The organism is Stenotrophomonas sp. PUT21, from assembly GCF_052232875.1.
GTDB classification, from domain to species: domain Bacteria; phylum Pseudomonadota; class Gammaproteobacteria; order Xanthomonadales; family Xanthomonadaceae; genus Stenotrophomonas; species Stenotrophomonas maltophilia_N.
Map to the genome: position 1 here is coordinate 417,546 of NZ_CP197645.1, position 18,632 is coordinate 436,177.

16 protein-coding genes and 5 tRNA genes are annotated in these 18,632 nt (G+C 65.8%); 18 read left to right on the plus strand and 3 right to left on the minus strand.

Going from position 1 to position 18,632, the window contains the following annotated elements:
• Positions 1-16 precede the first annotated feature (16 nt).
• Both prfA and hemA read right to left on the minus strand, forming a co-directional pair.
• Positions 17-1,102, minus strand: a complete 1,086-nt coding sequence (prfA, locus tag ACTT2I_RS01880; RefSeq protein WP_088434930.1) for a peptide chain release factor 1 — start codon at positions 1,100-1,102, stop codon at positions 17-19.
• Positions 1,080-2,378: a glutamyl-tRNA reductase gene (gene hemA / locus ACTT2I_RS01885; RefSeq protein WP_088434931.1), complete on the minus strand. Its 1,299-nt coding sequence runs from the start codon at positions 2,376-2,378 to the stop codon at positions 1,080-1,082. Before hemA ends, prfA begins: the two co-directional genes overlap by 23 nt.
• A 65-nt stretch (positions 2,379-2,443) precedes the next feature.
• Between hemA and ACTT2I_RS01890 the strand changes: the two genes are divergently transcribed.
• From ACTT2I_RS01890 to ychF, 8 genes are all read left to right on the plus strand, one after another.
• On the plus strand, positions 2,444-4,132 hold the full coding sequence (locus tag ACTT2I_RS01890) for a tetratricopeptide repeat protein (protein ID WP_293984509.1): 1,689 nt from the start codon (positions 2,444-2,446) through the stop codon (positions 4,130-4,132).
• Complete coding sequence (lolB, locus tag ACTT2I_RS01895) at positions 4,129-4,788, plus strand: lipoprotein insertase outer membrane protein LolB (protein WP_293984507.1); 660 nt, start codon at positions 4,129-4,131, stop codon at positions 4,786-4,788. Before ACTT2I_RS01890 ends, lolB begins: the two co-directional genes overlap by 4 nt.
• Before the next feature lie 2 nt (positions 4,789-4,790).
• On the plus strand, positions 4,791-5,654 hold the full coding sequence (ispE, locus tag ACTT2I_RS01900) for a 4-(cytidine 5'-diphospho)-2-C-methyl-D-erythritol kinase (protein WP_421100674.1): 864 nt from the start codon (positions 4,791-4,793) through the stop codon (positions 5,652-5,654).
• A gap of 9 nt (positions 5,655-5,663) precedes the next feature.
• Positions 5,664-5,740 (plus strand) — tRNA-Gln (locus tag ACTT2I_RS01905).
• A 136-nt stretch (positions 5,741-5,876) separates the two neighbouring features.
• The gene (locus ACTT2I_RS01910) at positions 5,877-6,836 is read left to right on the plus strand and encodes a ribose-phosphate diphosphokinase (RefSeq protein WP_026070235.1); all 960 of its coding nucleotides are present in this window, start codon (positions 5,877-5,879) and stop codon (positions 6,834-6,836) included.
• Between the two features lie 111 nt (positions 6,837-6,947).
• Positions 6,948-7,562, plus strand: a complete 615-nt coding sequence (locus ACTT2I_RS01915; protein WP_088434935.1) for a 50S ribosomal protein L25/general stress protein Ctc — start codon at positions 6,948-6,950, stop codon at positions 7,560-7,562.
• 80 nt (positions 7,563-7,642) lie between these two features.
• A complete protein-coding gene (gene pth / locus ACTT2I_RS01920; protein ID WP_443096769.1) occupies positions 7,643-8,221 on the plus strand; it encodes an aminoacyl-tRNA hydrolase in 579 nt (192 codons plus the stop codon).
• A 94-nt stretch (positions 8,222-8,315) separates the two neighbouring features.
• Positions 8,316-9,407, plus strand: a complete 1,092-nt coding sequence (gene ychF, locus ACTT2I_RS01925) for a redox-regulated ATPase YchF (RefSeq protein ID WP_088434937.1) — start codon at positions 8,316-8,318, stop codon at positions 9,405-9,407.
• A 635-nt stretch (positions 9,408-10,042) separates the two neighbouring features.
• Here ychF and ACTT2I_RS01930 read toward each other — a convergent pair.
• Entirely contained in the window at positions 10,043-12,790 is a 2,748-nt protein-coding gene (locus ACTT2I_RS01930; RefSeq protein WP_421100658.1) for a TonB-dependent receptor plug domain-containing protein, read from the minus strand.
• 168 nt (positions 12,791-12,958) lie between these two features.
• Between ACTT2I_RS01930 and ACTT2I_RS01935 the strand changes: the two genes are divergently transcribed.
• From ACTT2I_RS01935 to rplK, 10 genes are all read left to right on the plus strand, one after another.
• The gene (locus ACTT2I_RS01935; RefSeq protein ID WP_421100657.1) at positions 12,959-13,972 is read left to right on the plus strand and encodes a cyanophycinase; all 1,014 of its coding nucleotides are present in this window, start codon (positions 12,959-12,961) and stop codon (positions 13,970-13,972) included.
• A gap of 89 nt (positions 13,973-14,061) precedes the next feature.
• Positions 14,062-15,075, plus strand: coding sequence for an isoaspartyl peptidase/L-asparaginase family protein (locus ACTT2I_RS01940; protein ID WP_421100656.1), 1,014 nt, complete (start codon positions 14,062-14,064; stop codon positions 15,073-15,075).
• A gap of 138 nt (positions 15,076-15,213) precedes the next feature.
• Positions 15,214-15,299 (plus strand) — tRNA-Tyr (locus tag ACTT2I_RS01945).
• Positions 15,300-15,327: 28 nt separating this feature from the next.
• A tRNA-Gly gene (locus ACTT2I_RS01950) sits at positions 15,328-15,401 on the plus strand.
• Positions 15,402-15,448: 47 nt separating this feature from the next.
• Positions 15,449-15,524, plus strand: a tRNA-Thr gene (locus ACTT2I_RS01955).
• A gap of 41 nt (positions 15,525-15,565) precedes the next feature.
• Positions 15,566-16,756: an elongation factor Tu gene (tuf, locus tag ACTT2I_RS01960; protein WP_421100654.1), complete on the plus strand. Its 1,191-nt coding sequence runs from the start codon at positions 15,566-15,568 to the stop codon at positions 16,754-16,756.
• A 105-nt stretch (positions 16,757-16,861) separates the two neighbouring features.
• Positions 16,862-16,937 (plus strand) — tRNA-Trp (locus ACTT2I_RS01965).
• Positions 16,938-16,981: 44 nt separating this feature from the next.
• On the plus strand, positions 16,982-17,389 hold the full coding sequence (secE, locus tag ACTT2I_RS01970; RefSeq protein WP_019186114.1) for a preprotein translocase subunit SecE: 408 nt from the start codon (positions 16,982-16,984) through the stop codon (positions 17,387-17,389).
• A gap of 10 nt (positions 17,390-17,399) precedes the next feature.
• Positions 17,400-17,960: a transcription termination/antitermination protein NusG gene (gene nusG, locus ACTT2I_RS01975; protein ID WP_019186115.1), complete on the plus strand. Its 561-nt coding sequence runs from the start codon at positions 17,400-17,402 to the stop codon at positions 17,958-17,960.
• Between the two features lie 243 nt (positions 17,961-18,203).
• Positions 18,204-18,632 carry a 50S ribosomal protein L11 gene (gene rplK, locus ACTT2I_RS01980; protein ID WP_019186116.1) on the plus strand — a complete coding sequence of 143 codons (429 nt, stop codon included), beginning with the start codon at positions 18,204-18,206 and terminating at the stop codon, positions 18,630-18,632.

Here is an 18,632-nt window from a genome sequence, read left to right on the forward strand (position 1 = left end):
GCCGGGGCGGGCATGCTCAGTTGCCTTCCGCGAGCCGGGCCAGCTCGTCGGCCTGGTGTTCGTGGGTCAGGCGGCTGACCAGTGCATCCAGGTCGCCGGTCAGGATGTTGGGCAGGTCGTACAGGGTCAGCCCTTCCACGCGGTGGTCGGTGATCCGGCCCTGCGGGAAACTGTAGGTGCGGATGCGCTGGCTGCGGTCGCCACTGCCGACCTGCAGCCGGCGGCTTTCGGCCTGCGCGGCGGCCTGCTTGCTGCGCTCGGTATCGAGCAGCTGCGCTTTCAGGCGCTTCATCGCCTTGTCGCGGTTGGCGTGCTGGCTGCGCTCGGTCTGGCATTCCACCACCACGCCGGTCGGCAGGTGGGTGATGCGGATCGCCGATTCGGTCTTGTTGACGTGCTGGCCACCGGCGCCGGAGGAGCGGTAGGTGTCCACGCGCAGGTCGGCCGGGTTGATCACCACGTCTTCGACGTCGTCCGCCTCGGGGATGATCGCCACGGTCGCCGCAGAGGTGTGGATGCGCCCCTGCGACTCGGTCGCCGGCACGCGCTGCACGCGGTGCGTGCCCGATTCGAACTTCAGCCGCGAGAACGCGCCACGGCCGACCACGCGCGCCACGACTTCCTTGTAGCCGCCATGTTCGCCGGGGTTGTCCGATTCGATCTCGACCTTCCAGCCCTGACGCTCTGCATAGCGGGCGTACATGCGGAACAGATCGCCGGCGAAGATCGCCGCCTCGTCACCGCCGGTGCCGGCGCGTACTTCCAGGAACAGGTTGCCGTCGTCGCGCGGATCGCGCGGCACCAGCAGCAGGGCGAGTTCTTCGTCCAGCTGCTGCAGGCGCTGCTGCGCGGCCGTGATTTCCTCGTCGGCCAGTTCGCGCAGGTCGGGGTCTTCGCGCATGGCCTCGGCGGCCGCCAGATCGGCCTTGGCACGGGCTTCGTCGGCCAGCGCCGTGGCGACCGGCTCCAGCTGCGAGAACTCACGCGAGAGCGCGCGGAACCGGTCGTTGTCGCCCACCACGGTCGGGTCGGACAACAGGCGTTCAAGTTCTTCGCGGCGCTCGGCCAGCGCTTCCAGCTTACGGCGCAGGGTCGGCGTCATCGTTCCTCGCTACTTCGGTACGCACGGCAGGGTGCTGGTAACCCGGCTTGGCCGGGAACAGGCGCTCGGCGGCGCGGGTAAGTTCAGTATCGCCGCTGAGCGCGGCCGCGCGCAGGGCGGCGGTCGGCGGGTGCAGCAGGCGGTTGGTCAGGCCGTGCGCGAGCAGTTCGAGCACTTCCTCGGGGGATTTACCGTGGGCCAGCTGCTGGCGGGCCTTCTCCAGCATCTCCACGCGGGTCGCTTCGCCATAGGCGCGCAGCTGTCGCAGCGGGGCCTGGTGCACGCTGGCCTGCAGGGTTTCCACGAACCGGGCGACCTGCAGTTCGATGATCGCTTCCGCCTCGGCCGCGGCTTCACGGCGGCTGCGGCGGTTGTCTTCGACCGCCCGCTCCAGATCGTCCACGGTGTACAGGAAGGCATCGGACAGTTCGCCCACGCCAGCCTCGATATCGCGCGGCACGGCCAGATCGAACAGCAGCATCGGCTTGTGCTTGCGCGTCTTCAGCGCGGCAGCGACGTGCGCCCGGGTGATCACTGGCTCGCGCGCGGCGGTGGCCGAGAACACCACGTCGGCTTCGCCGAGATGACGGTCCAGTTCGCTCAGCGGCAGGGCCACGCCGCCATGCCGGCTGGCCAGCTCCTGCGCATGGGCGAGGGTGCGGTTGGCGATCAGCAGCCGGCGCACGCGCCCTTCGCTGAGATGGCGTGCGGCCAGTTCGATGGTCTCGCCGGCGCCGACCAGCAGCACGGTGGAATCTTCCAGCCGTGCGAACGAGTTCTGCGCCAGCCGCACCGCGGTGGAGGCCACCGACACCGGGTTGGCGCCCACGCGGGTATCGGTCCGCGCGCGCTTGGCCACCGAGAAGGTCTGCTGGAACAGCCGGTCCAGGCGCTGGCCGAGCAGGCCGTGGTCGCGGGCCAGAGCCCAGGCATCCTTCACCTGGCCCAGGATCTGCGGTTCGCCCAGCACCATCGAGTCCAGCCCGGTGGCGACCCGGAACAGGTGGCGGACCGCGTCGGCGTCGGCGTGCTGATAGAGGTACCCGTGCAGCGTGCCGGCATGCGACTCCAGCCACTGCGCCAGCGCATCACCGGATTCGGCGACGGCGTACAGCTCGGTGCGGTTGCAGGTGGAGAGCAGGACCGCCTCGGCCACCTGCGGGGTATCGCGCAGCGACGCCAATGCCTGGGGCAGGGCGTCGCCGCCAAAGGACGCGCGTTCGCGCAGTTCCACCGGCGCGGTCTGGTGATTCAGTCCGAGCACCCACAGGGTCATTGTTCAGTTGCTTGCGATAAGCTGCTGGCCATTCAAGTCGTCATTTTAAGGCTCAGATGCCCCCGATGCCCGCATTGATTCGCATCTCCAGCGTTCTGCTGCTGTCTTTGTTCACCGCCAACGCCCTGGCAGCCCCTCCGGCGGCCCCGGCGAAGGCCAAGGACAGCACGGCCGAGGCGATCCCCCTGGCCCCGGTCATGGCGGGCGAATTCGCCCTGCAGGCCGGCAAACTGGGCGATGCCGCACGCTGGTACCTGGAGGCGGCCGAAGCCAGTGAAGGCGACGCCGGCCTGGCCGAGCGCGCCGCCCGGATCGCCATGCTGGCCAACGATGACAAGCGTGCTGCCCGTGCGCTGGCGTTGTGGGAGCAGCGTGCGCCGCGCTCGCTGGCCATGCGCAGCAGCACCGCCGCGCTGGACATGCGCCAGAACAAGGTGAAGGCGGCCCGCACCGAGCTGCAGGCCCTGCTCAAGGATCCCGATCCCACCGCCTGGAAGTTCGCGATCGGTGCCCTGATCGGCGGCGGCAGCGATCCCAAGGTGCCCGCGCAGGTCCTGAACGAGCTGGTCGATGCCAATGCGATCCCCGACCGCCTGGAGGTCTGGCAGGAGTTCGGCCGCCTGGCGATGCGCATGGAACAGCCCGAGCTGGCCCGGCGCATGGTCGATGAAGTGGTCAAGCGCTTCCCCGATGAGCCGCGTGTGGCCCTGTTGCATGCCAGCCAGCTCAACCAGGCTGGCAAGACCGATGAGGCGCTGGCCCTGTTGAAGGGCGTGGAGCCCAGGACCACGCAGGATCCGGAGCTGCGCAACGCGGTGGCCATTTCCTACGACCTGATGGGGCAGCCCGCCGCGGCCGAGCGGGTGCTGGCGGTCGGCCCGCAGGATGTGCAGACCTACGGCATGCGCGCCTCGCTGCTGGCCAAGCAGAAGGACGACCCGGGCCTGCTGGCCCTGTATACCGAGCTCTCCGGCCAGGCGACCAAGCCGGATCCGGCCCAGCGCCTGTTGCTGGGCAAGATCGCCGAGTACCTCAAGCGCTATGACGAGGCGGTCGACTGGTACCACAGCGTGCCGGGCGGCCCGGAGCGCGATGAATCGCGCCTGCGTGCGGCCAATGCGCAGAACGAACTGGGCCGCACCGACAAGGCCCTGGCCGAAGTGCACGCGATCCAGTCCGATGCCACCGTCGACGACGATGCCCGCCGCGATGCCTATCTGCTGGAAGCCGAGCTGCGCCAGCGCGGCAACGACGATGCCGGCGAGCTCGATGCGCTGGCCCGTGGCCTGGCCGCGTATCCCGACGAGAACGCGCTGCTGTATGCCCGCGCCCTGGCCTGGGAGCGCCGCGACGACATTCCGCGTGCCGAGGCCGATCTGCGCAAGGTGCTGGTCACCGATCCGGAGAACATCGCCGCGCTCAACGCGCTGGGCTACACCCTGGCCGACCGCACCCAGCGTTACCAGGAGGCTCTGGAACTGATCGACCGCGCGCGCGTGGCCGAGCCGGACAACGCCGCCATCGTCGACAGCTACGGCTGGGTGCTGTATCGCCTGGGCCGCACGGAAGAAGCGCTGGTGCAGCTGCGCCGCGCCTGGACCCTGGCCAAGGACCCGGAGATCGCCGCGCATGTGGGCGAGGTGCTGTGGGTATTGAACAAGAAGGACGAGGCGCGCCACTTCTTTGAAGAGGCCCGCAAGCTCGACCCGGACAACCGCGCCCTGCAGCGCGTGATCGAGAAATACGGCGTATGAATCTGCTGTCCCTGAAGGCCGCGTTGGCCGTGGCCGTCGCGTTGTCACTCTCGGCCTGTGTCTCGCTGGATGAGCGCAAGGCGCCCTCCGCCCCGACCGTGGTCGCCACCGTCTCGCCCGCAGCGCAGCAGGCCGAGGCCGAGCGCGTCGCCGCCGTGCGTGCGTCGCCGGCCTGGTCGTTCCAGGGCCGGGTCGCGATCAGCAAGGGCAAGAACGGCGGCAACGGCCGCATCGACTGGCAGCAGCAGGCCCAGGGCTACGTGGTCGAGCTCAGTGCCCCGGTCACCCGGCAGAGCTGGAAGCTGACCGGCGACAGCCATCACCAGGGCGGGCGGCTGGAAGGCCTGGAAGGCGGCACGCGCGAAGGTGCCGATGCCCAGCAGGTCCTGCTGGAGGCCACCGGCTGGGATATCCCGGTCAACCAGCTGCCCGACTGGGTGCGCGGCCTGGTGGCCGACGCTGCCCCGGCCGAGCGGATCGAGCGCGACGGCGAAGGTCGTCCGCGCCGTGTGCAGCAGCTGGGCTGGGAGATCCAGTATCTGGACTGGTACCCCGCCGAAGCCGGCCGCCCGGTGCTGCCGCGCAGGATCGAAGCGGTCAACGGCGATGCCAAGGTCCGCCTGGTGGTCGACAGCTGGGTGTTGGCCGGCCCATGAGCATGCTGGAGACGGCCGACGGCTGGTCGACCTGGCCGGCCCCGGCCAAGCTGAACCTGTTCCTGCACATCACCGGGCGGCGCCCGGATGGCTACCACCAGCTCCAGACCGTGTTCCGCCTGCTCGACTGGGGTGACCGGATCGGCCTGCGCCTGCGTGAGGACGGCCGGATCCGTCGTGAAGGCACCTCCGTGGCCGGCGTCGCCGAGGACGATGACCTGGCGGTGCGTGCCGCCCGGTTGTTGAAGCGCGCAGCGAATATCGCTCAAGGTGCTGACATCAGCGTCGAAAAGGTCGTCCCTGCGGGCGGTGGGTTCGGTGGCGGGTCGTCCGATGCCGCCACCGTCCTGCTCGCGCTCAACCGCCTCTGGAACGCCGGCCTGGACGTCGACGCGCTGGCCGCGCTGGGCCTGCAGCTGGGCGCGGACGTGCCGGTATTCGTGCGGGGGCACAACGCCTGGGCCGAAGGCGTGGGGGAACTGCTCACCCCGATCGCGCTCCCGCCGGCCTGGTTCGTGCTGGTCCACCCGGGCGTTCACGTGCCCACGCCCGCACTTTTCGCATCACCGGATTTGACGCGGGATGCCCCAGTGGCGAAAATAGCGGACTTCGCTTCCGGGTCTTTGCTCGGGAATGCGTTCGAGCCGGTCCTGCGCCGCCGCGAACCTGCCGTAGAGGCAGCGCTCGCAGCGTTGAGCAGTATCGGCCGGGCACGACTCACCGGGTCGGGAAGCGGTTGTTTCGTCGAGTTCGCCACGCGCGCTGCTGCAGAGCAGGGCCTGGCGCAATTGCCGAAGGAACTGCGGGCATGGGTGGCTGCGGGCGTGGAGCGCTCGCCACTGCTTGATGTACTCGAGCGTTACTGATTTTGATGCAGGGGCGTCGCCAAGAGGCCCAAGGCACCAGGTTTTGATCCTGGCATTCGGAGGTTCGAATCCTCCCGCCCCTGCCACTAGCGGATATCTGCCGCGACTCCATGCGCATGTCTGCGCGGGCGCGGTGCATACGCCGCGGTGTTGTCACCGCAGACACCTCCGGGTGCCGGCGGCCCAGTTCTCCGCCAATCGCTCCCGCCCGAGACCGTCATGATGCAAGAACACCCCAACCTGCTGGTATTTTCCGGCAACGCCAACAAGCGCCTTGCGCAGAGCATCTGCAAGGAACTGGGGGTGCGGCCTGGCAAGGCATTGGTGTCGCGCTTCTCCGATGGTGAAGTGCAGGTCGAGATCGAGGAGAACGTCCGCAAGCAGGACGTGTTCGTGATCCAGCCGACCTGCGCGCCCAGCGCAGAGAACCTGATGGAACTGCTGGTCCTGATCGATGCGCTCAAGCGCGCTTCGGTCAACAGTGTCACCGCCGTGGTGCCGTATTTCGGCTACTCGCGCCAGGATCGCCGCATGCGCTCCTCGCGCGTGCCGATCACCGCCAAGGTGGCCGCAAAGATGTTCAGCGCTGTCGGGGCTGACCGGGTCCTGACGGTGGATCTGCATGCCGATCAGATCCAGGGCTTCTTCGACATGCCGGTGGACAACGTATACGCCTCGCCGCTGCTGCTCGCCGATATCTGGCGCGCCTACGGCACGGAAAACCTGATCGTGGTGTCCCCGGACGTGGGCGGTGTGGTGCGCGCGCGCGCCGTCGCCAAGCGCCTGGACGATGCCGATCTGGCGATCATCGACAAGCGCCGCCCGCGCGCCAACGTCTCCACCGTGATGAACATCATCGGTGACGTCGAAGGCAAGACCTGCGTGATGGTCGATGACATCGTCGATACCGCCGGCACCCTGTGTGCGGCGGCTGCGGCCCTGAAGGCGCGTGGCGCCCTCAAGGTTGCCGCGTACTGCACCCACGCCGTGCTCTCGGGCCCGGCGGTGGACAACATCAACAACTCCCAGCTCGATGAGCTGGTGGTGACCGACACCATCCCGCTGCGTGAAGAGGCGCGGGTGTGCAGCAAGATCCGTCAGCTCAGCGTGGCGGAAATGCTGGCCGAGACGATGCGCCGCATCGCCTTCGGTGAGTCGGTCAGCTCGCTGTACGTGGATTGATTTTTCCGCCCACCGGCAACGGTGGGTGGTTTCCCGGGGAGATCTGGTCGCGGATCTTCCCTCATCGCTTCGCCATCATGGCGCGGCAAACAACGAAGGTAGTAAATCAGCATGGCCAAGAATCATGAAATCAAGGTCGTCCAGCGCGAACTGCAAGGCAAGGGTGCGAGCCGCCGCCTGCGTGGCGCTGGCCAGATCCCGGCGATCATCTACGGCGGCGACGTCGAGCCGAGCGTCATCCAGCTCAACCACAACGAAATCTGGCTGGCCCAGCAGAACGAGTGGTTCTACTCGTCCATCCTGGACCTGAACCTGGACGGCCAGATCACCAAGGTGCTGCTGCGTGACATGCAGCGCCACCCGTTCAAGCAGCTGATCCTGCACCTGGATTTCCTGCGCGTGAACGAGAACGAAGCGCTGACCGCCAGCGTCCCGCTGCACTTCATCAATGAAGACACCTCGGCCGCCGGCAAGGCTGCCGACGTCGTGGTCACCCACGAACTGAAGGAAGTGACCATCACCTGCCTGCCGAAGGACCTGCCGGAATCGATCGACGTCGATCTGGCCGACCTGAAGGCCGGCGATGTGATCTACCTGTCGGACATCAAGCTGCCGAAGGGCGTCGAGATCCCGGCCCTGGCCCAGGGCAAGGACCATGACGACGCGATCGTCACCGCCAAGCTCGGCAAGGAAGATGCTGCCGACGAAGCGCCGGCCGCAGAGTAAGTGATTGCGGCGCCTGTCCTTCGGGGCAGGCGCCGTTTCTGTATGTACCGGCACAGCGCGGGTACCGACGAAGAAGAGTGATGACAGGATTGCGATTGATCGTCGGTCTGGGCAACCCCGGACCCGAGCACGCCCAGACCCGGCACAATGCCGGGTTTCGTTTCATTGACGCCCTGGTGGAACAGGCCGGCGCGCGCTGGAGCGTGGACAGTAAATTGTTCGGCGAGACCGCCAAGGTCGATATCGCTGGCCAGCCGGTGTGGCTGCTCAAGCCCGCCACCTTCATGAACCTCAGTGGCAAATCGGTCACCGCGGCGCAGCGTTTCTGGAAGATCGAACCGGAAGAAACCCTGCTGGCGCACGACGAGCTCGACCTGCCGCCCGGTGTGGCACGGCTCAAGTTCGACGGTGGCCACGGCGGCCAGAATGGCCTGCGCGACACCATCCGTCTGCTCGGCCATGGCGGGTTCCACCGCCTGCGCATCGGCATCGGCCATCCCGGCCACAAGGACCGCGTGGTCCCGTGGGTGCTGGGGCGCGCCAGCAAGGAGGATGATGTGCTGATCGGTCATGCCGTCAACGATGCGATCGACGTCCTGCCGCTGGCAGTGAAGGGCGATTTCAGCGAAGCGATGAAGCGGCTGCACACCCCCAAGTAGGTACCGACCGTTGGTCGGTACGGAGAATGATTGGTAAAACGGCGAACACACCGCGCCTTTTTTCCAATCACTTTCACCCCAGAGGTTGTCAAAGATGGGTATCAAATGCGGCATCGTCGGTCTGCCCAACGTCGGCAAATCGACCCTGTTCAATGCGCTGACCAAGGCGGGCATCGCGGCGGCCAACTTCCCGTTCTGCACGATCGAACCGAACGTCGGCATCGTGCCGGTGCCGGATCCGCGCCTGAACGAGCTGGCCGCGATCATCAACCCGCAGAAGGTCATCCCGACCGCGGTCGAGTTCGTCGACATCGCCGGCCTCGTTGCCGGCGCGGCCAGTGGTGAAGGCCTGGGCAACAAGTTCCTGGCCCACATCCGCGAAGTGGATGCGATCACCCACGTGGTGCGCTGCTTCGAGAACGCCGACGTCATCCACGTCAACAACAAGGTCGACCCGCTGTCGGATATCGATACCATCGATACCGAGCTGGCCCTGGCCGACCTGGACAGCGTCGAGAAGGCGCTGAACCGCGCCGAGCGCGCTGCCAAGGGCGGTGACAAGGAAGCCGCGGCCCGCAAACCGGTGCTGGCCAAGCTGCAGGCCGCGCTGGCCGACGGCAAGGCGGGGCGTACCGCCGGCCTGGACGAGGAAGAGAAGGCACTGGTCCGCGACCTGTTCCTGCTGACCCTCAAGCCGGTGATGTACATCGCCAACGTGCTGGAAGACGGCTTCGAGAACAACCCGCACCTGGATGCCGTGCGTGCCCGTGCCGCCGAGGAAGGCGCGCAGGTGGTGCCGGTCTCGGCGGCGATCGAGGAAGAGCTGTCCCAGCTCGACGACGAAGACCGCGATACGTTCCTGGCCGACCTCGGCCTGTCCGAGCCGGGCTTGAACCGCGTCATCTACGCCGCGTACCAGCTGCTGGGTCTGCAGACCTACTTCACTGCGGGTGTGAAGGAGGTCCGCGCATGGACCGTGCGCAAGGGCGCCACCGCCCCGCAGGCCGCCGCCGTGATCCACACCGACTTCGAGAAGGGCTTCATCCGCGCCGAAACCATCGCGTATGACGACTTCATCAAGTACAAGGGCGAAGCTGGTGCCAAGGAAGCGGGACGTCTGCGCCTGGAAGGCAAGGAATACCGTGTCCAGGAAGGCGACATCCTGCACTTCCGCTTCAACGTCTGAGTTCTTCGCACGTTGATGCCCGCAACGCCCCGCCTCGCGCGGGGCGTTTGCGTTTCTGGCGCGAGTGATCCGCGCCTTTGGACAGGCTGGACAAAAAATGACCAGGTCTCGAAACGCTTGCCTGGTATGCCTCCGCCTCACTTGTCCACAACAAACTCCCACGCCTCTCCACGCACCATGTGGAAAACCCGCGCACGGTAGTGCAGGCCGCTGGCCGGCACCCTGGCGCACCCGCCGCGCAGCGACGTGGACAATTTATGACCACCGCTGGAAACCGTTGCCGTGCATCGCTCACACAGGGTTGTCCACAGCAAACCCCCATCGCTTTCCACGGAGTGTGTGGAAAACCGCGGTTGCCGCATGGATAAAAAACAGCCATGCCATGAAGGCGTTGTGCTGCATGGCTTGCATGCACTTGTCCACAGAAAGCCCCCATGGCTTTCCACGTGCAGTGTGGAAAACAAGGAGGCACATCCGGAGCGTGTGTGAAGCGTGCCTGCGCCCGGCGCTACCCGTACCTGCGGTGGGTTTTCTGCCGCTGGCGATGAACCGTCAAGAGGTCAGCCGGCACCCTAAAAAAAAAGACGGAGGCACTGCCTCCGTCCTTGATCCCACCTGACCAGCGGAAGCGGCGCTTACAGCGCCGTACCGCCAAACTTGTGCGTGTACTGCAGATTGATCGTCCGGCCCACGGTGTCGAACCAGGACACGTCGTAGTACGGATACGGCGTATACGTCACATCCTTCGGCGGCAGCTTGTTGGCGATGTTGACCACCGACAGCGACAGGCGCGAATGATCGTCGAAGCGGTACTGCAGCGAAACGTTGTAGCGGTAGGTCGCGCCGATCCATGGGCTGTCGCCGCTGTCCGGATCAAAGCTCTGGTCGTAGCTGTCATAGGTCGGCAGCCTGCCCAGGCGCGAGCCATACAGCGTGGCCGACCACGCCGCGTTCTCCCAGGTCACGCTCGCACTGGTCTTGGTGCGGGGAATGTCGAAACCACTGTTGATGGCGAACTGGTCCTCGACCACATCGCCTTCAAACTGCTGGAAATCGTGCGTCTTCACCCAGGTGTGGTTGCCACTGAGGATGAAGTCACCGATCCCGGTGCTCAAGCGGTAGCGCAGGCCCACATCGATGCCGCGGGTGGTTTCGCGGGCGATGTTGATCGGGCTCACGTGCACGCCGTACAGGCGGCCATCGCTGGTGCGGGTCACCCGGCTGATGGCATCCACGCAGGTCGGCGACGCCGCGTCCGCGTCGCCCAAGCGGCACGCTGCCTCATCGCGCAGGATCGTGCTCACGTCCATGTCCTGCACCTGGTCGCGCATGTCGATGTCGAACCAGTCCACCGACAGGTCCAGCCCCACCGCCGGCGACCACACGAAGCCAGCGCTCCACGAGGTGCTGGTTTCCGGATCCAGCTTGCGGTTGCCCTCGCGCGTGCGGATCAGGTTCTCTTCGTAATCCGAGCAGTCATCGCCGCCGTCCACCGCGCAGGTGTAGTAGTCGTTGGCACTGGTTTCATCGTTGCCCGGGCCGGCATACACGTAGTGCAGGTCCGGCGCGCGGAACGCGGTGCCGTAGGAGCCGCGCACCAGCAGCGTGTCGATCGGGCGCCACTCCAGGCCGCCGCTCCAGGTCGCCTTGCCGATGGTGTTGCCGGAATAGCGGTACTGGTCGAAACGACCGGCTACGCTTACGTTGAATGTGTCATGCAGCGGCAGGCGCAGCTCGGCCGCGGTCGCCCAGCGGTTGCGGCTGCCGTGACCGTCCGAATCCTTCCAGCTGTAGTAGTAGTACTGCGTCGCCAGCGGGTCGGGATTGAGCGCGTAGGACTGATTGCCGAACTCGGCCGTCGCCGCGAAGCCGGCCTTGCCGCCCGGCAGCTCGAACAGCTCGCCGTTGGTCAGGGTCAGCGCGGCGGTATCGGTACGCGACTTCGGGGTGTAGGTGGTACGTGCGGCGATCGAATCGTACTCGCTGCGGCTCAGTGGCCGGTACAGGCGCGCCGGGTCGGCGTTGAACACCGGGAACACGTTGTCGTCGTCATCGGTGTACTCGCCCAGCTGCTCGCCCAGGAACAGGGCGTTGGCCTTGGCGGCGATGATCTGCGGCCAGCGGATGCTGGACTGGTACTGTGAATGGCTCAGCGAGGCCTCGTATTCCCAGTCTGCACCGAGGGCGCCCTTGAAGCCGGTGGTCACGCTGAAGGTCTTCTGCGTGCTGCGTACCATGCCGTTGTTCAGCCCGCCCATTTCCTCGGGCGAGAACTGGCGCTGCCAGAACTCCACCTGGTCGGTGGCCTGGTTGTAGAAGTAGCCGTCTTCGTTGCCGTCGGCGGCCATGCGGCCCCACTGGGTGACGTCGCGCATCAGCGCCAGGTCGTGGTAGCCCATCTGCACGTCAGCAAACCATTCCGCGCCATTGTCGAAGGCGTAGCGCAGCGAGGCATAGCCGTTGGCACCGCGGCGCTTGCTCAGGATCGTGCCGTAGCCGATCGAGCGGTCGCTGCCGCAATAGAAGCCATAGCGCGCCCGTTCGGCGTACTGGGTGCTGCCGTTGTTCTGGCCGGCCAGCGCATCGCAGGTGGCCTGGCCCGGATCGAGGTAGTCGTCGTTGTAGTCGGTGCGCAGGTAGGCGCGACGCGCGGCGCGGGCGCTCTCGGTCGGCGCGTCCAGGGTGGAATCCTGCTGGCTGCGCTCATATGCCCACAACGGCGTCTGCGACTGCAGTTCCAGGCTGTAGACCGCGCTGAAACGGCCGGCATCGAAACCGCTGGCGATGCTCATGTCGAAGGACTCACCGCCGCCTTCGCTGGTGGTGCCCATGCGCATGTCGACCGTGGTGCCATCCACCTGCTTCTTCAAGATGAAGTTGACCACGCCGGCGATCGCGTCAGAGCCGTAGATCGCCGAGGCGCTGCCGGTCAGCACTTCGATGCGCTCGATCATCCCGATCGGAATGTTGGAGACATCGGTGAAGTTGCTGCGGCCCTGGAAGGGCATCGGGAAATCGGCGATGCGGCGGCCATTGACCAGCACCAGGGTGTGGTTGGGGCCTAGGCCGCGCAGGTCGACCTGCTGCGCGCCGGGGGAAAAGTCGGCGCCGCTGGAGGACTGCTGGCTCTGGGTCTCACCGCCGTTCTGGGTCATCGAGCGCAGCACGTCCGGCACGCTGGTGAAGCCGCTGGCCTGGATCTGCTCGGCGGTGATGACGGTGACCGGGGCCGGGCCCTCCACCTGCGCGCGCGGAATCCGCGAGCCGGTGACCTGCACCGTATCCAGTTGCTGCACCCCGGGGGCGGGCGTCTGGGCGCCCGCGGCTGCGGCCACACCCATCAACGCCAGCTGGATCGACCACGCCATCGCCTGTTTACGCATGAGAATTCTCGAGAAGAAAGTGTCGGCCTCGAGGGAGGCCTGTCCCCCATTCACATTTCGCGAATGGACGGCGCGCATTTAACGCCTTTTTTACGGGGTTGACCACTGCCAATTTCTCTGGCAAAGAGTGAAAGCGCTTACACGCCCGTTTTATTCAGGGAGGTCAACGTGCACAAGGGTTTCCGGCCGGTCCCATGCCTGCTGTGGCTGCTGCTTGCGGCCCTCTCGCTCCCCCTCCATGCCCAGAATCCGCGCAGTCTGCAGGACCAGGGTTACCGCTATTACGAGGTTGGGGCCCTGGACGCGCCACGGGCCGCCCGCACCGAGCCGGCAATGATGCTGATGGGCGGCGGCGAGTGGGTGCCGGCCGCCTTCCAATGGTGGCTGGCGCGCGCCGGCCATGGCCGGGTGGTGATCCTGCGCGCCTCCGGTGCCGATGAGCTGCAGAACCGCCTGTATCGGGAGATCGGCGGGGCCGCGTCGGTACAGACCCTGGTGTTCAACAGCCGGCGCGCGGCCGACGACCCGGCGGTGCTGGGGGTGATCGCCGCAGCCGATGCCATCTTCATCGCCGGCGGCGACCAGTCACGCTACATCCGTTTCTGGAAGGGCACGGCGGTGAACGAAGCGCTCAATGCGCACGTCCGTGCCGGCCGGCCGATCGCTGGCACCAGTGCCGGGCTGGCCATCCTGGGGGGCTACAGCTATGGCGCCCTGGACGGCGGCAGCGTCACGTCCCGGCGCGCCCTGCGCGATCCGATGGGCAAGGCGGTCACTCTGGACAGCGATTTCCTGGCCATGCCGTACCTGGCCAACGTGGTCACCGATACCCATTTCGGCAAGCGCGACCGGCTCGGCCGCCTGATCGTATTCGTGGCCCGCGCGGCCCAGCGCAGCGGACAGCAGGACATGGTCGGCCTCGGCGTGGACGAAGACACCGCGCTGTGCGTGGAGGCCGACGGCACCGGCCAGGTGTTCAGCCGCGCTGGCGGCTATGCCTGGCTGGTGATGCCCCAGCGCACCGCCGATCGCCTGCGCGGCGGCCAGCCGCTGGATTTCCGCGCCATTCCGGTCACCGGGGTGGGCGAGGGCAGCCGCCTGCATCTGGATGGGTTCCAGGTGGACGACGCGGCGTTCGAGATGACAGCCGACATCCGTAAAGGACGCCTGCAGCTGCGGTAGCGCACGACCCTCTGCCGTGCGCGGCGGACTACCCACGGTGCGCCCGTGTCGCCATGATGGGGGCCTCGTCCGATCAGAGTGCGTTGCCCATGCCCCGTCCCCGCGCGTTGCTGCTGTCGCTGTGTCTGTCCTTCCCGCTGGCGGCATCCGCTGCCGAGCCGGTGCTGGTGATCCACGGCGGTGCCGGGGTGGAGCGCAAGGATCTGTCGCCCGCCGAGGAAAAGGCAGCGCGCGCGGCCCTGCAGCAGGCGCTGCTGAAAGGGCACGCGGCACTGGCCGCCGGCAGGCCGGCGCTGGAGGCGGTCACCGCTGCGATCACCGTGCTGGAAGACGATCCCACCTTCAATGCAGGCAAGGGCGCGGTATTCACCCACGATGGCCGCAACGAACTGGATGCCTCGCTGATGGATGGCGCCACGCTCAAGGCCGGCGCAGTGGCCGGGGTGCAGCGCGTGCGCAATCCGATCCTGCTCGCCGAAGCGGTGATGCAGCATTCCCCGCACGTGATGATGGTCGGGCAGGGCGCCGAAGCCTTCGCCACGAGCCAGGGGATCACTCTGGTGGATCCGTCCTACTTCCGTACCGACAAGCGCTGGCAGCAGCTGCAGAAAGCACTGAAGGAAGAAGCTGGCGGACAGGCCCATGCGGATCTGGAAACGGCGCGCCACTTCGGCACGGTCGGTGCGGTCGCGTTGGACAAGGAGGGCAAGCTCGCCGCGGGCACCTCCACCGGCGGCATGACCAACAAGCGCTATGGCCGCGTCGGCGATTCACCGATCATCGGCGCCGGCACCTATGCCGATGCAGGGTGCGCGGTGTCCGGCACCGGCTGGGGCGAGTACTACATCCGTACCGCGGCCGCGCACGATATCTGCGCGCGCATGCAGTACCTCAAGCAGGGGCCGGTGGAAGCGGGGCGCGCGGTGATCAACGAGCGCATTCCGGCGCTCGGCGGTGATGGCGGGGCGATCGTGCTCTCCGCCGACGGTCGCGCGGCAACGCCGTTCAACACCCAGGGCATGTATCGCGGCTGGATTGGTGCCGATGGCGTACCGCATGTGGCGATCTTCGCCAGCGAAACCCTGCCGCTGCCGGGTCAATAGCCCGTCCCGGCAAGGCAATTCGGGATTCGTGTGAAAAAATTCAAAAAGGTTGTTGACAGAACCCCCGTTTATCCCCAAAATTCACGGCTCTTCCACCCCACACCGAAAACGCTTCGGCGCCACGGGACAGGGTGGTAAGGAGGGATACCCAAGCGGCCAACGGGGGCAGACTGTAAATCTGCTGGCTTACGCCTTCGGTGGTTCGAATCCACCTCCCTCCACCAGTTTCATGTTGTGGCAAGAGCTTCCGATGCGGGAGTAGTTCAATGGTAGAACCTCAGCCTTCCAAGCTGATGGTGCGGGTTCGATCCCCGTCTCCCGCTCCATTGAATGAGTTTGAATATATTCAAATTCGTGCCATAATACAAAACTCGCTCACGTAGCTCAGTCGGTAGAGCACCTCCTTGGTAAGGAGGAGGTCGAAGGTTCGATTCCTTTCGTGAGCACCATCTAAGTGCTACCAATTCAGACGATTTCGAGATAAGCAGCCATGGCCAAGGGTAAGTTCGAGCGCACCAAGCCGCACGTCAATGTCGGCACCATCGGTCACGTTGACCACGGCAAGACCACGCTGACCGCCGCACTGACCAAGATCGGTGCCGAGCGCTTTGGCGGTGAGTTCAAGGACTACTCCGCGATCGACGCCGCGCCGGAAGAAAAGGCACGTGGCATCACGATCTCGACCGCGCACGTCGAATACGAATCCACCGTTCGTCACTACGCCCACGTCGATTGCCCGGGCCATGCTGACTACGTCAAGAACATGATCACCGGCGCTGCCCAGATGGACGGCGCGATCCTGGTCTGTTCGGCTGCTGACGGCCCGATGCCGCAGACCCGCGAGCACATCCTGCTCTCGCGTCAGGTCGGCGTGCCGTACATCGTCGTCTTCCTGAACAAGGCAGACATGGTCGATGACGCCGAGCTGCTGGAACTGGTCGAAATGGAAGTCCGCGAGCTGCTGAGCAAGTACGACTTCCCGGGCGACGACACCCCGATCATCTCGGGTTCGGCCCGCCTGGCGCTGGAAGGCGACCAGAGCGACATCGGCGTGCCGGCCGTGATCAAGCTGGTCGAAGCCCTCGACAGCTGGATCCCGACCCCGGAGCGTGACGTCGACAAGCCCTTCCTGATGCCGGTCGAAGACGTGTTCTCGATCTCGGGCCGCGGCACCGTCGTGACCGGTCGTATCGAGCGCGGCGTGATCAAGGTCGGCGAAGAAATCGAAATCGTCGGTATCCGTCCGGTCCAGAAGACCACCGTCACCGGCGTGGAAATGTTCCGCAAGCTGCTCGACCAGGGTCAGGCAGGCGACAACGCCGGTCTGCTGCTGCGCGGCACCAAGCGTGACGACGTCGAGCGTGGCCAGGTCCTGGCCAAGCCGGGTTCGATCAAGCCGCACACCAAGTTCGACGCCGAAGTGTACGTCCTGTCCAAGGATGAAGGCGGCCGCCACACCCCGTTCTTCAAGGGCTACCGTCCGCAGTTCTACTTCCGTACCACCGACATCACCGGCGCTTGCGAACTGCCGGAAGGTGTGGAAATGGTGATGCCGGGCGACAACGTGAAGATGGTTGTCACCCTGATCAACCCGGTCGCGATGGACGAAGGTCTGCGCTTCGCCATCCGTGAAGGCGGTCGTACCGTCGGCGCCGGCGTGGTCTCCAAGATCCTCGAGTAATAGAGCAATACCGGCGGTTGCATTGCGCTGCTGCCGGTCTCGCGAGTGGCGGGCCGGGAACCTCGGTCCGCCTTCGCCGTCTTAGGGAAGGCAAGTTTTTTCAGTACGCCAGTAGCTCAATTGGCAGAGCAGCGGTCTCCAAAACCGCAGGTTGGGGGTTCGAGTCCCTCCTGGCGTGCCACTTCTCCCTTCCAGCGGCTATGCCGCCACAGCAGCCAGAGCCGGATGAACAGCAAGATCGAGCATTCCAAAGACAACGCCTCCACTGGAGGTGACATCGTCAAGTACGCCGCCGCAGCGATCCTCGTGCTGGCGGGTCTTTTTGCTTGGTATTGGTTCGGTGCTCCTGAGCACGCCTCACAGAGTGCATGGGCCGGTCCGCTTCGCGGTCTGGCCGTTGTCGTTGGCCTGGTGGCCGGCCTCGGCGTGTTCCTGCTGACCGGCAAGGGTCGCGACACGCGGGAATTCCTTTCCGAATCGCGTTTCGAACTGCGCAAGGTGGTCTGGCCGACGCGCCAGGAAGCCATTCGCATGACCTGGGTGGTGATCGTTGTGGTGATCATCCTCAGCCTGCTGCTGGGCGGATTTGACTTCGTGATTCAGAAATTGACCCAGTGGTTCCTGGGTCGATAAGGAGAAACCAGTGAAGCGTTGGTACGTCGTTCACGCCTATTCGGGCTTCGAAAAGTCGGTTGCGCAGGCTCTGCGCGATCGCATCGTGCGTGACGAGATGCAGGAGCGCTTCGGTGACGTCCTGGTCCCGACCGAGGAAGTGGTTGAAATGCGCGCCGGCCAGAAGCGCCGTTCCGAGCGCAAGTTCTTCCCGGGTTACGTGCTGGTCCAGATCGAGACCCACGAAGAAAACGGTATCCCGCGCATCGACAACGAAAGCTGGCATCTGGTCAAGGACACCTCCAAGGTGATGGGCTTCATCGGCGGCACCGCCGATCGTCCGCTGCCGATCCGTGATGAAGAGGCTGCCGCCATCCTGGACCGCGTTCAGGAAGGTGTGGAGAAGCCCCGTCCGAAGGTGCTGTTCGAGCCGGGCCAGATGGTCCGCGTCACCGAAGGTCCGTTCAACGACTTCAACGGTGTGGTCGAGGAAGTCAACTACGAGAAGAGCCGTCTGCGCGTCTCGGTGCTGATCTTCGGTCGCGCCACCCCGGTCGAGCTCGAGTTCGGCCAGGTCGAAAAGGCCGTCTGAGCCTGAAGGCAGCGGGTTCCGGGCGGCCGCCCGGAACCTGAACAGCCTGCGCCCCTCAGCCTTGAGGCAAGGGCGGGAAAAACCTGATATAGTGCGCGGCTTCCTGCCAGGAAGCTGGCAAAAAGCAAGGGCCGCCGCGAGGTGGCCTTCTGCGTGAATTCAAAACGCGATGCCGGGACGCGTGATTCCCGGTCCGATGGGGAGCCTGTTGTCGCAAGGCGCTAGCACCCGGAGAGCATACTCATGGCAAAGAAAGTTGTCGGTTATATCAAGCTGCAGGTGAAGGCCGGTCAGGCCAACCCCTCGCCGCCGGTCGGTCCTGCGCTGGGTCAGCGTGGCCTGAACATCATGGAATTCTGCAAGGCCTTCAATGCCGCCACGCAGAAGCTGGAGCCGGGTCTGCCGGTGCCGGTCATCATCACGGCCTACTCGGACCGTACCTTCACCTTCATCACCAAGAGCACCCCGGCTGCCGTGCTGCTCAAGAAGGCTGCAGGCATCTCGTCGGGCTCCAAGCGCCCGAACACCGAGAAGGTGGGCAAGGTGACCCGCAAGCAGCTCGAAGAGATCGCCAAGACCAAGGAAGCAGACCTGACGGCTGCCGATCTGGATGCCGCGGTGCGCACCATCGCCGGTTCTGCCCGTTCCATGGGCCTCGTGGTAGAGGGTTAA